Source organism: Burkholderiaceae bacterium (assembly GCA_024235995.1).
GTDB lineage: Bacteria > Pseudomonadota > Gammaproteobacteria > Burkholderiales > Burkholderiaceae_C > Ottowia.
In genome coordinates this window covers 3614375-3626490 of sequence record JACKLI010000001.1, presented here as the reverse complement: position 1 = coordinate 3626490, position 12116 = coordinate 3614375, and the positions used below count along the sequence as shown (strand labels likewise).

General features: G+C 70.6%; 13 protein-coding genes. 6 read left to right on the top strand and 7 right to left on the bottom strand.

The window, feature by feature from the left end; genetic code table 11:
* Window positions 1-33: 33 nt before the first annotated feature.
* From modC to modA, 3 genes are all read right to left on the bottom strand, one after another.
* Window positions 34-1158: a molybdenum ABC transporter ATP-binding protein gene (gene modC / locus H6927_17340; protein ID MCP5219848.1), complete on the bottom strand. Its 1125-nt coding sequence runs from the start codon at window positions 1156-1158 to the stop codon at window positions 34-36.
* 44 nt (window positions 1159-1202) lie between these two features.
* Complete coding sequence (gene modB, locus H6927_17335) at window positions 1203-1877, bottom strand: molybdate ABC transporter permease subunit (protein ID MCP5219847.1); 675 nt, start codon at window positions 1875-1877, stop codon at window positions 1203-1205.
* 102 nt (window positions 1878-1979) lie between these two features.
* Complete coding sequence (gene modA / locus H6927_17330) at window positions 1980-2738, bottom strand: molybdate ABC transporter substrate-binding protein (GenBank protein ID MCP5219846.1); 759 nt, start codon at window positions 2736-2738, stop codon at window positions 1980-1982.
* Window positions 2739-2854: 116 nt separating this feature from the next.
* Here modA and H6927_17325 point away from each other — a divergent pair, with 116 nt between their 5' ends.
* The 6 genes from H6927_17325 (at window position 2855) to H6927_17300 (ending at window position 8714) form a co-directional block, all read left to right on the top strand.
* The gene (locus tag H6927_17325) at window positions 2855-3610 is read left to right on the top strand and encodes a LysR family transcriptional regulator (GenBank protein MCP5219845.1); all 756 of its coding nucleotides are present in this window, start codon (window positions 2855-2857) and stop codon (window positions 3608-3610) included.
* Window positions 3611-3752: 142 nt separating this feature from the next.
* Window positions 3753-4964, top strand: a complete 1212-nt coding sequence (locus H6927_17320) for an amino acid ABC transporter substrate-binding protein (protein MCP5219844.1) — start codon at window positions 3753-3755, stop codon at window positions 4962-4964.
* A 43-nt stretch (window positions 4965-5007) separates the two neighbouring features.
* Window positions 5008-5871: a branched-chain amino acid ABC transporter permease gene (locus H6927_17315; GenBank protein MCP5219843.1), complete on the top strand. Its 864-nt coding sequence runs from the start codon at window positions 5008-5010 to the stop codon at window positions 5869-5871.
* A complete protein-coding gene (locus H6927_17310; protein ID MCP5219842.1) occupies window positions 5868-6821 on the top strand; it encodes a branched-chain amino acid ABC transporter permease in 954 nt (317 codons plus the stop codon). Before H6927_17315 ends, H6927_17310 begins: the two co-directional genes overlap by 4 nt.
* Before the next feature lie 340 nt (window positions 6822-7161).
* The gene (locus H6927_17305) at window positions 7162-7983 is read left to right on the top strand and encodes an ABC transporter ATP-binding protein (protein MCP5219841.1); all 822 of its coding nucleotides are present in this window, start codon (window positions 7162-7164) and stop codon (window positions 7981-7983) included.
* Entirely contained in the window at window positions 7980-8714 is a 735-nt protein-coding gene (locus H6927_17300; protein ID MCP5219840.1) for an ABC transporter ATP-binding protein, read from the top strand. The genes H6927_17305 and H6927_17300 overlap by 4 nt, the downstream gene beginning before the upstream one ends.
* Window positions 8715-8750: 36 nt before the next feature.
* Here H6927_17300 and crcB read toward each other — a convergent pair whose 3' ends face one another.
* The 4 genes from crcB to H6927_17280 form a co-directional block, all read right to left on the bottom strand.
* Window positions 8751-9137: a fluoride efflux transporter CrcB gene (gene crcB / locus H6927_17295; GenBank protein ID MCP5219839.1), complete on the bottom strand. Its 387-nt coding sequence runs from the start codon at window positions 9135-9137 to the stop codon at window positions 8751-8753.
* Between the two features lie 4 nt (window positions 9138-9141).
* A complete protein-coding gene (locus H6927_17290) occupies window positions 9142-10137 on the bottom strand; it encodes a recombination-associated protein RdgC (protein MCP5219838.1) in 996 nt (331 codons plus the stop codon).
* Between the two features lie 62 nt (window positions 10138-10199).
* Window positions 10200-11495 carry a TRAP transporter large permease subunit gene (locus tag H6927_17285; GenBank protein ID MCP5219837.1) on the bottom strand — a complete coding sequence of 432 codons (1296 nt, stop codon included), beginning with the start codon at window positions 11493-11495 and terminating at the stop codon, window positions 10200-10202.
* Entirely contained in the window at window positions 11488-12000 is a 513-nt protein-coding gene (locus H6927_17280) for a TRAP transporter small permease (protein ID MCP5219836.1), read from the bottom strand. Before H6927_17280 ends, H6927_17285 begins: the two co-directional genes overlap by 8 nt.
* Between the last annotated feature and the right edge of the window lie 116 nt (window positions 12001-12116).

The following is a 12116-nucleotide window of genomic DNA, read 5'->3' as shown; positions in this document are numbered from 1 at the left end:
GCCGATTTCACCGTTTCACTGGACTAGACCGGCTCAGTCCAGCACCGCCACCCCCTTGATCTGCGCAAACACGCGCTGGCCGGGGCCCAGGCCCAGCTGCGCGGCCGACTTGCGCGTGATGCGCGCGAGCAGGCGCGTGCCGGACAGATCCAGCGCCACCAGCAGCTGGGCCGGCCCGTCGTCGGCCAGGGCCTGCACGGTGGCGGGCAGCACGTTCAGGATGCTGCTGTCGCGCGCCTGGGTGAGGGCCAGGCTGACGTCGCGCGCCAGCACCCGCACGCGCAGCGGCTGGCCGACGGCGCGCGGCGCCGACCCCGGCGGCGGCACGCAATGGATGGCGCCGCCGGCAAAGTCCAGTTGCAGCAGGTGGTGCGTGCCGTCGATGGCGCCGATGCGGCCGTCGATGATGGCGCCGGCGGCGTCGCCGTGGGCGCGGGCGATGTCCAGCTGCCCCAGCAGGGCTTGGGCCGGGCCCTGCGCGCGCACGCGCCCGCCCTCCAGCAGCAGCAGGTGGTCGGCCAGGCGCGCCACCTCGTCCAGCGCGTGGGTGACGTACAGCACCGGGATGCGCAGCTCGCGCGCCAGCCGCTCGAACCAGGGCAGCAGCTCGGCCTTGCGCGCGGCGTCCAGCGAGGCCAGCGGCTCGTCCATCAGCAACAGGCGCGGGCTGGTGGCCAGCGCGCGGGCGATGGCCACGCGCTGGCGCTCGCCGCCCGACAGGCCGGCGGGCCGGCGCGCCAGCAGGTGGCCGATGCCCAGCAGCTCGATGGCCTGCTCCAGCGACACGCGCCGCTCGGCGGCCGGCACGCGGCGCCGGCCGAAGTCCAGGTTGCGCTGCACCGTCAGGTGCGGGAACAGGCTGGCCTCCTGGAACACCATGCCCAGCGGGCGGCGGTGCGTGGGCCGCCAGACGCCGGCCGCGTCGTCCTGCCACACCTGGCCGCCCACCGCGACGTAGCCGCTGGCCGGCCGTGTCAGGCCGGCGACGCAGCGCAGCAGCGTGGTCTTGCCGCAGCCCGAGGGGCCGAAGATCGCGCTCACGCCCTGGCCGGGCAGGCGCACGTCCACCTCCAGGCTGAAGCCGGTGGCACGGCGCAGGGCCGCGCGCAGCGCCACGCCGGCGCCGGAATCCGAATCGAATGAGCCTTCAGCCAGCATCGAATATGCGCCAGATGCTCCTGAAATGAGAGTATCGGAAGGGCTCATGCAGGTTGGTGGCGCGTCTGCGTCAGGTGCAGCGCCAGAAGCACCGCGAAGCTGAAGGCCAGCATGCCGCCGGCCAGCCAGTGGGCCTGCGCGTAGTCCAGCGCCTCGACCTGGTCGTAGATCAGCACCGACACCGTGCGCGTCTGTCCCGGGATGTTGCCGCCGATCATCAGCACCACGCCGAACTCGCCCAGCGTGTGCGCAAAGCCCATCACCGCGCCGGTGACGTAGCCGGGCCGCGCCAGCGGCAGCGCCACGCTGCAGAAGGCGTCCAGCGGGCTGGCGCGCAGCGTGGCGGCGGCCTCCAGCGGGCGCTCGCCCAGGCTCTCGAAGGCGTTGACGAGCGGCTGCACCACGAAGGGCAGCGAGTAGATCAGCGAGCCCAGCAGCAGGCCCCAGAAGGTGAAGGCCAGCGTGCCCCAGCCCAGCGCCTGCGTGAGCCGGCCCAGCGGCCCGTTGGCGCCCAGCGCCACCAGCAGGTAAAAGCCCAGCACCGAGGGCGGCAGCACCAGCGGCAGCGACACCAGCGCGCGCACCGGCGGGCGCCAGCGCGAGCGCCCGCGCGCGATCCACCAGGCCAGGGGCGTGCCCAGCACCAGCAGCACCAGCGTGGTGACGAGCGACAGCTCGATCGTCAGGCGGATGGCGGCCAGGCTGTTGGCGTCGAGCATGGGCGAGGGGATGTCGGGTGTCGAATCGGAGCGATTCAAAAACAATAGCTTGTCGGGCTTGCAGGACAGGCGCTTGAGCTCGATTTTGCCTAAATTTTTGTCTTATTTCACCGCATAGCCGTAGCTGCGGATCAGGTCCTTGGCGCCGGCCGAGTGCAGCAGCTTGATCCACGCCTGGGCGGCCGGGTTGCCGGCGGCGCGCTTGAGCATCACGGCGTCCTGCACGATGGGCGCGTGGTACTGCGCCGGCACGACCCAGGCCGAGCCGGCCTTGAGCTTGCCGCCCTCGAGCACCTGCGACAGCGCGACAAAGCCCAGCTCGGCGTTGCCCGTGGCGATGAAGGTGTAGGTCTGGCCGATGCTCTCGCCCGTCACCAGCTTGGGCTGCAGCGCGGCCGCCAGGCCCAGCTTGTCCAGGGTCTGCATGGCGGCGGCGCCGTAGGGCGCCAGCTTGGGGTTGGCGATGGCCAGCTTGTTGAAGGCGCCGCCCTTGAGCACGGCGCCCTGCCCGTCGACGAAGCCGGGCCGGGCCGACCACAGCACCAACTGGCCGGTGGCGTAGGTGAAGCGCGAGCCGGGCACGGTGTCGCCTTCCCGTTCCAGCTTCAGCGGACGCTCGTCGTCGGCGGCCAGGAACACGTCGAAGGGCGCGCCGTTCCTGATCTGGGTGTAGAACGCGCCGGTGGCGCCGAAGGACAGCCTGGCCTCGTGGCCGGTGGTGCGCGCCAGCACCTCGGCCAGCGCCTTGGCCGGCGCGGTGAAGTTGGCGGCCACGGCCACCTGCACCACGTCGGCGCGGGCGGCACCGGCCAGGGCGAGGGCGGCAATCAGGGCAAGCAGGCGGCGCGGCAGGGGCGGCATGGCGGGGCTCCTTGGAGGGGGTGGGCGGTTGAAACGCTATTCACAAATGGAATAGCGAGTGTAGCGCCTTGGTCCGCTGGCCGTTCGGACGTAGCCGCGGCGGCACAATCGCGGGCATGAGGATCAAGCCCATGTCGCCCCGGTCGCTGGGCTACGCGCCGGCCGACAAGCGCATCGAGCTGCTGCGCCGGGTGGGCGAGTGCGGCTCCATCTCGCAGGCCGCGCGCAGTGCCGGCGTCAGCTACAAGGCGGCCTGGCAGGCGATTCACACCCTCACCAACCTGGCCGGCGAGCCGCTGGTCGACAGCAGCGTGGGTGGCGCGGGCGGGGGCGGCGCGCGGCTCACGGCGGCCGGCGCGCGCCTGCTGCGGGCGGCCGAGCAGATGGACGCCGCGCGGCACGACGTGCTGGCGCGCATCAACGACCCGGCCGCCCAGGCCCTGGCCGCGCCGCGCACCAGCATGCGCAACCACCTGCCGTGCACGGTGGCGCGGCTGGACAGCGTCGGCCCGGGCGATCCGCTGGTGCGCGTGGTGCTGGCGCTGCCCGAGGGCGGCGAGATGACCTCGCTCATCACGCGCGAGAGCGCCCAGCTGCTGGGCCTGGCGCCCGGCCTCGACCTGCTGGCGCTGTGCAAGGCGACGGCGGTGCGCATCGGGCCTTGGGGCGACGACGCGTCGCCGGCCGATGCCAACCGGTTGCCGGGGCGCGTGCTGCGCGCGGCGCGCGGCACCCGGCACGACGAGCTGACACTGACGCTGGCCGGCGGCCTGCAGCTGGTGGGCTTTGCCGCGCACCCCAATCGCCTGCGCGCCGGCAGCCGCGCGCAGGCGCAGGTGGAGCCCAGCGCCGTGGTGCTGGCCCTGCGCTGAGAGCCTGTGCAGCGGGCCCAGGCCCCGAAAGACACTGATGGCGGCAGCACTATGGGCACAGGAGTAGGCTGGTCGCGCCTGAGCGTTGCGCCATCAGGGCTGACGGCGAGCTCGACAAACAAAGACAAAGGGGACGACCGCCATGCAGTTCAAGCACTCGTTTTTGCTTTCTTCCTTGTTCGCGGCCGTGCTGGCCGCCGCGCCGGCCGCGTCGGCCTGGGCGCAGGACATCGTGCTCGGCGCCTCGGTGCAGTTGACCGGGCCGGTGGCCAACACCGGGCGCTACTACCGCGACGCCTACCAGATGGCCATCGACAAGATCAATGCCGAGGGCGGCGTCAAGGTCGATGGCAAGGCGCACAAGCTGGCGCTCAAGCTGTACGACAACCAGTCGGACGTGAACCTGTCGGTGCGCCAGTACACGCAGCTGGTGACGCAGGACAAGGTGAACCTGCTGCTGGGCGGCTTTGCCAGCAACTTCCAGCTGGCCGACTCGGTGGTGTCCGAGAAGTACAAGATTCCGATGGTGCAGGGCGGCGGCGCGTCCAACGAGATTTTCTCGCGCGGCTTCAAGTACATCTTCGGCACGCTGGCGCCGGCCAGCAACTACTTCGGCAGCACCATCCAGATGATGAAGGCGCTGAAGGACCCGCCCAAGTCGGTCGCGCTGCTGTATGCCGACGATTCGTTCGACGTCTCCACCGCCGACGGCACGCGGCCCTTGCTCAAGCAGGCCGGCTTCAACCTGGCGATGGACGAGCGCTACAGCAGCAACACCAGCGACTTCAGCACGCTGCTGTCGCAGGTCAAGGCCAAGAACGTCGACGCCGTGCTGGTGGCCGGGCACGAGACCGAGATCCTGAACTTCGTGCGCAACGCCAAGAGCCTGGCGATCGCGCCCAAGCTGTATTCGTTCACCGTGGGCGTGCCCAGCGAGGACTTTCGCAAGGCGCTGGGCAAGGATGCGGACTACGCCTTCGGCATGACGGCCTGGCTGCCCGAGGCTGCGCTGAAGGACCGCTGGTTCGGCGACGCGGAGCAGTTCGCCAAGGCCTACAAGGCCAAGTACGGCTATGACCCGGACTACCACGCCGCCTCGGGCGCGGCCGACGTGGAGGCGCTGGCGATGGCGATCGAGAAGGCGAGCAGCCTGAACCCGCAAAAGGTGCGCGACGCGCTGGCCAGCACCCGGTTCGACAGCCTGTATGGCCCGATCGCCTTTGCCGCCAACGGGCAGATCGACCTGCCGCAGCTGGTCATCCAGGTGCAGGGCGGCCAGGTGGCCGAGGTTTACAACGCCAAGGGCTTCGTGACACCGCCCAAGTACCCCATGCCGGCCTGGAACGCGCGCTGATCCTGCCCCATCGCTTAAGCGACGCCCGTCGGGAGCGGACGCCTTGGAATTGCTGGCGCAAGTCCTTGCCAACGGCGTCCTGCTGGGCGGTCTGTATGCCGTGATGGCGCTCGGCCTGGCGCTGGTGTGGGGCGTGCTCAACATCGTCAACCTGGCGCACGGCTCCTTCATCATGCTGGGGGCGTACTGCTCCTGGCACCTGTTTCGCTACCTGCACATCGACCCCTTCCTGGGCTTGCCGATCACGGCGGTGGTGATGTTCGCCGTGGGCTATGGCGTGCAGCGCGGCCTGCTCAACCTGATCGTGCGCGCGCCCATGTTCAACACCCTGCTGCTGACCTTCGGGCTGGACGTGGTGCTGACCTACCTGGCGCAGCTGGCGTTCTCGGCCGACTTTCGCGCCATCAACCCGGCCTACGCCGGCAACCAGGTGCACTGGGGGCCGATGGTGCTGCCGGTGGTGCGGCTGGGCGCGTTCGCGGTGGCGCTGGCGCTCACGGTGGGCATGTGGCTGTTCCTGCTGCACACGCGCCTGGGGCGGGCCATTCGCGCCACGGCGCAGAACCTGGTGGCGGCGCGCCTGCACGGGGTGGAGCCGCGCCACCTGTACGCGCTGACCTTCGCCATCGGCATCGCGCTGGCGGGCACCGCCGGCGGGCTGTACGGCACGGTGTCGCAGATCAACCCCTACATCGGCGCCTCGCTCACGCTCAAGTCCTTTGCCATCGCCATCATCGGCGGGCTGGACAACCCGCTGGGCGTGCTGGTGGGCGGGCTGTTCCTGGGCGTGGTCGAGGCGCTGACCACGCTGTACGTCGGCCCCACCTTCGTCGACGTGGCCAGCTTCGGCATCCTGGCGCTGGTGCTGATCGTGCGGCCCACCGGCCTGCTGGGGAGAACGGCATGAAGGCCTGGCGGTGGATCGGCCTGGCGATCGCCCTGGCGGTGCTGGCGAGCCTGCCCTGGTGGGGCTCGGACGTGATGGTGCAGTTCGGCATCAACGCGCTGCTGCTGGCGGTGCTGGCGCAGGGCTGGAACATCATCGGCGGCTACACCGGCTACGCCTCGTTCGGCAACTCGGTGTTCTACGGCCTGGGCAGCTACGGCGTGGCCATTGCCATGGTGCAGTGGCACCTGCCGTTCGGCGTGGGCCTGGCCTTCGGCGTGCTGCTGGCGGTCGCCTTTGCCCTGCTGCTGGGCGTGCCGGTGCTGCGCCTGCGCGGGCACTACTTTGCCATCGCCACGCTGGCGCTGGCCGGGGTGATGGCCGCCATTGTCTCCAACGTGCCGCTGGCCGGCCAGAACATCGGCCTGGTGCTGCCGCCGCTCAACGACGACCGCCTGTTCTACGGCCTGGCGCTGGGCCTGCTGGTGATCGCCACCGCCGTGGTGTGGTGGCTCACGCGCAGCCGCTTCGGCTTCGGGCTGATCGCCATCCGCGAGAACGAGGACGGCGCGGCGGTGATGGGCGTGAACACCACGCTCTACAAGGTGCTGGCCTTCGCGCTGTCGGGCGTGCTGAGCAGCCTGGCCGGCGGCATCCATGCGTACTGGATCACCTTCCTGGACCCCGAGAGCGCGTTCGACATCGGCCTGAACGTCAAGATGATCATCATGGCCGTGTTCGGCGGCGCGGGCACCGTGCTGGGGCCGGTGATCGGGGCCTTCACGCTGTCGGCCATCTCCGAGTGGCTGTCCAGCGAGGTGACCAGCATCGCCACGCTGTTCTTCGGCGTGGTCATCATCGCGGCGGTGGTGCTGATGCCCCACGGGCTGATGGACCTGGCGCGGCGCGCGCGCCTGCGCACGCTGACGTGGCGCTACCTGGGCGAGAACGTGCGGGCGAACAATCTATGAGCACCGCCGGGCCGCCCCAAGGTGCGAGCGCCCCCTCGGGGGGCAGCGAACCACGCGCAGCGGGGAGCGTGGGGGCCAATCTATGAGCACCGCCGGGCCGCCCCAAGGTGCGAGCGCCCCCTCGGGGGGCAGCGAACCACGCGCAGCGGGGAGCGTGGGGGCCAATCTATGAGCACCGCCGGGCCGCCCCAAGGTGCGAGCGCCCCCTCGGGGGGCAGCGAACCACGCGCAGCGGGGAGCGTGGGGGCCAATCTATGAGCACCGCCGGGCCGCCCCAAGGTGCGAGCGCCCCCTCGGGGGGCAGCGAACCACGCGCAGCGGGGAGCGTGGGGGCCAATCTATGAGCACCGCCGGGCCGCCCCAAGGTGCGAGCGCCCCCTCGGGGGGCAGCGAACCGCGCGCAGCGGGGAGCGTGGGGGCCAAGTCTCTCTCCTTGTTAGAAGTTCGCCACGTCACCCGGCGCTTTGCCGGCCTAGTGGCCGTGCACGACGTCGACTTTGCGCTGGGCCAAGGCGAGATCCTGGGCCTGATCGGCCCCAACGGCGCGGGCAAGACCACGCTGATCAGCCTGATCAGCGGCACGCTGGAGCCGAGCGAGGGCGAGGTGCTGTTCGACGGCCAGGCCATCACGCGCCTGCCGGCGTTCCGGCGTGCGCGGCTGGGCATCGGCCGCACCTTCCAGATCATGCGGCCGTTTCCCGGCCTGTCGGTGCTGGACAACGTGGCCATCGGCGCGCTGTTCGGCCACCGGGGCGGCCAGGCGCAGCTGGTGCGGGCGCGCGAGCAGGCGCGCGAGTGCCTGGATTTCGTCGGCCTGGGCGCCTTCATCGGCAAGCGCGCCGACGAACTGGGCGGGCCGGGCCGCAAGCGCCTGGAGCTGGCCAAGGCGCTGGCCATGAAGCCGCGCCTGCTGCTGTGCGACGAGGTGATGGCGGGGCTGAACCACGTGGAGATCGAGGAGGTGATCGCGGTGATCCGCAAGGTGCGCGAGCAGGGCATCAGCGTGCTGGTGATCGAGCACGTCATCAAGGCCATCCGCAGCCTGTCGGATCGGCTGCTGGTGCTGCACCACGGCGAGCTGATCGCCGACGGCACGCCCGAGCAGGTGCTGGCCGACGCCACGGTGGTGCAGGCCTACCTGGGCGCGAGGCGCACGCGATGAGCCCGACGCCAGCGCCATCGGCCGAAGCCCTGCTGCGGGTGGAGCAGGTGTCGGCCGGCTATGGGCTGATGCCGGTGCTGCACGGCCTGTCGATCGAGGTGCGCGCGGCCGAGATCGTGGCCCTGGTGGGCAGCAACGGCGCGGGCAAGACCACGCTGCTGCGCGTGCTCTCGCGCCTGCTGCCGTGCACCGGCGCGCTGCGCCTGGGCGGCCGGGACCTGGCGGCCATGACGCCGGACGAGGCCTTTGGCCACGGCCTGGTGCAGGTGCCCGAAGGGCGCCAGCTGTTCGACCGCATGACGGTGCAGGACAACCTGCTGATGGGTGCCTTTCGCCGCCGCGACAAGGCGGCGGTGGCGCGCGATCTGGATCGCATGTACGCCCTGTTTCCGCGCCTGGGCGAGCGCCGGCGGCAGCTGGCGGGCAGCATGTCGGGCGGCGAGCAGCAGATGTGTGCCATGGCGCGCGCGCTGATGGCTGCGCCGGTGCTGATGATGATCGACGAGATGAGCCTGGGGCTGGCGCCGGTGATCGTCGACCAGCTGACCGGGGTGCTGGCCGAGATCCGCAGGAACGGCGTGACGGTGCTGCTGGTGGAGCAGGACGTGCAGGTGGCGCTGGGCGCGGCCGACCGCGCCTACGTGATCGAGAACGGCCGCGTCACGCTGGCCGGCGCGGCGCGCGAGCTGATCGACGACCCGGCGGTGCAGCAGGCCTATCTGGGGGTTTGAGATTTTTGGATCGAATCGGCCTCTGGCCCGCATCGATCAAGCGCGAGATGCTTCAAAAAACAGAGCGCTGCGCAACCCCAGGAAGGTCAGCAGCAGCGAGCCGCCCAGGTGCGCCGCCAGCGTGGCCAGGGCCTGCGGCCAGCGCGCTTGCATCAGCATCTGCACCAGCTCGGCGCTGAAGCTGGAGAAGGTGGTCAAGCCCCCCAGCAGGCCGGTGACCCAGAACAGGCGCCAGGCCGGGTGCAGCTGGGGGTGCTGCTCCAGCAGGCCGATGACCAGGCCGACCACGTAGCCGCCGATCAGGTTGGCCGCCAGCGTGCCCCAGGGCAGCCAGGCGCCGTCGTGGTTGAGCGCCAGGCCCAGGCGCCAGCGGGCCAGCGCGCCGATGCAGGCGCCCAGGCTGATGGCGATGACGGGGTGCATTTATTCAAAACGGCGGATCGTCGGCGCTGGCCGCAGCCTCGTCGTGCGCGCGGTCGCCGGGCGCCGGCGCGTCGGTGAAGCCGGAGGGCTGGCCGGGCTCGGCCTCGCCGCCCAGGGCGGCCACCAGGTCGGTGATCAGGCCCGTCAGCTCGCCCGTGGCCAGCGCCACGTCGGCGTCGAAGCGCTCGTCGGCCGAGGCGCTGGTTTTTTCCTCGAACACGCCTTCGAGGAAAGCGATCTTCTTGAGCTGCAGCGCCTGCGTCAGCGCAAAGCCCACGCGGCCCTGCCAGCTGAGCGCCAGCCGCGTCGGCAGCTTGCCCTCGGCGATGTGCTGGCGCACCTCGTCGGTCACCAGCTCGTGGCGGCTGAACTTGACCACCGCCGGCTCCTCGCCGCTGCCCTTGAGCTCGCACTCGCGCTCCACGTGCAGGCCGGCGGGCCACTCGTCGGGGCTGGGCGCGGCCAGCCACGCTGTCATGGCCGCCTGGGGCGACTGCTGCGTCTGCAGCAGCGCGATGGTGAAGTCGCGCCCGGCCACGCGCACCAGGCTGGCAATCACCTCGTCGGCCTTGCCCTGGCTGCCGGCGTCCAGCGCCAGCAGGCGCGTTTGCGGGTTGATCCAGGCGGTGACCTGCGTGCGCCGCGCGAAGGCCTGCGGCAGCAGCGCCAGCAGGGCGTCGTCGCGCAGGTCGCGCAGCTCCTTCTTGCCCGGCTTGCGGCCGCTGGTCTGCTCGATGTGGTCCACGGCCTGCTGCACCTTGCGGCGCACCGCCTCGCCGGGCACGGCCTTGGTCTCGATGGCCAGGCGGGCGATCCATTGGCCGTCCACGGCCTCGACCAGCGCGCCGTGCTCTTGGCCGCGCGGCGGCACCCAGCCGCAGGACTTTTGCTGCGTGGCGCCGCATTCGGCAAAGGGCTCGCGCGCCAGCGCTTCCTCGAGCTGGGCCGCCGAGGCGGGCCAGGCGCCCGCCAGGCGGTAGAGCATCAGATTCTTGAACACGATGAAGACTTCCAAAAAACACGGCCCGCGCGGTGGCGGGCCGGGTCGTCATCATAGTGGGCTCACATGTGCCCCGGCATCCAGGTGGCGATCTGCGGGAAGAACCACAGCAGCAGCACCATGGCGCACATCAGGAAGAAGAAGGGCAGCGTGACGCGGGCGATGTAGGCGATGTCGCGCTTGGTCATGCCCTGCAGCACGAACAGGTTGAAGCCCACCGGCGGCGTGATCTGCGCCATCTCGACCACGATGACGACGAAGATGCCGAACCAGATCAGGTCCAGCCCGGCGGCCTGCACCGTGGGCAGGATCACGCCCATGGTCAGCACCACCATCGAGATGCCGTCCAGAAAGCAGCCCAGGATGATGTAGAAGATGGCCAGCGCGACGATCAGCATGAAGGGCGACAGGCCCAGGCCGCCGATGTATTCGGCCAGGTGGCGCGGCAGGCCGATGTAGCCCATGGCCAGCGTGAGGAAGGCCGCCCCGGCCAGGATCAGCGCGATCATGCAGTACAGGCGCGTGGCGCCCAGCAGCGCGGTCTTGAAGGTGTCCCACGACAGGCTGCCCTGCACCAGCGACAGCAGCAGCGAGCCCACCACGCCGACGGCCGCCGCCTCGGTGGCGGTGGCAAAGCCGGTGTAGATGGAGCCCAGCACGGCCGCGATCAGCAGCACCACCGGGATCAGGTGGCGCGACTCGTGCAGCTTCTCGCCCAGGCTCATGCGGTGGTCGGGCTCGGGGATCTGGCCCGGGTGCATGAGGGCCCACACCATCAGGTAGCCCGAGAACAGCGCCGCCAGCAGGACGCCCGGCAGCACGCCGGCGATGAACAGCTTGGCGATCGACACGTCGGCCGTGACGCCGTAGACGATCATGATGATCGACGGCGGGATGAGCAGGCCCAGCGTGCCGGCGCCGGCCAGCGAGCCGATGGTGATGTCGCGCGGGTAGCCGCGGCTGCCCAGCTCGGGCAGGGTCATCTTGCCGATGGTGGCGCAGGTGGCCGCCGACGAGCCCGACACCGCGGCGAAGATGGCGCAGCCGATGACGTTGGTGTGCAGCAGCCGCCCGGGCAGCCAGTTGACCCAGGGCGCCAGGCCGCGGAACATGCTCTCCGACAGCTTGGTGCGAAACAGGATCTCGCCCATCCAGATGAACAGCGGCAGGGCGGTGAGCGTCCAGCTGGAGGACGAACCCCAGATGGTCACGGCCATGGCATCGCCCGCCGGGCGGGCCGAAAACAGCTGCATGCCGATCCAGGCCACGCCGGTCAGCGTCAGGCCGATCCACACGCCGCTGCCCAGCAGGGCGAACAGCGAGACGATCAGCAGGGTGGTGATGGCGAAGTCACTCATTGTGCAGCGCCTCCTCGCTGTCGGCCTCGTGCGCGCGCAGGCCGCGCAGCTCCAGCACCCATTCGTCGACGAAGGCGATGAACAGCACCACGGTGCCCACGGCCATGGTGAGCTGCGGAATCCACAGCGGCGTGGCGTCGTTGGCGGTGGACATGTCGTTGTAGGCGTGCGAGAGCCAGGCCAGCCGGATCGAGAACCAGGCGAACAGCCCGGCCAGGAACACCGCCGCCGTCAGCGCCCAGATCTCCAGGCCGCGCCGCGCGCCGCCCGTCAGCCGCCCGATGACCAGCGACACCCGGATGTGCTCGTTCTTCTTGAGCGTGTGCGCCAGCGCCAGAAAGCCCGCCGCCGCCATGCAGTAGCCGGCGTAGGCGTCGGTGCCCGGCAGGTTGAAGTGCAGCAGCCGGCCCAGCACCGAGGCCAGCACCATCGCCAGCACCCCGATCATGGCCAGCGCGGCCAGCCAGGCCGCGGCGTCGTACAGGAAATCAAGACTTCGGCGCATCGCGCGCTCCCGGGTGGGGGTTCAACAAAAAGCTCCCTCGAGGCGGGCCTGGAGAGAGCCTGAAATGACAGGAATGACCGCCCGGCTATTGCCGGGCATGACGAAATGACCGATGG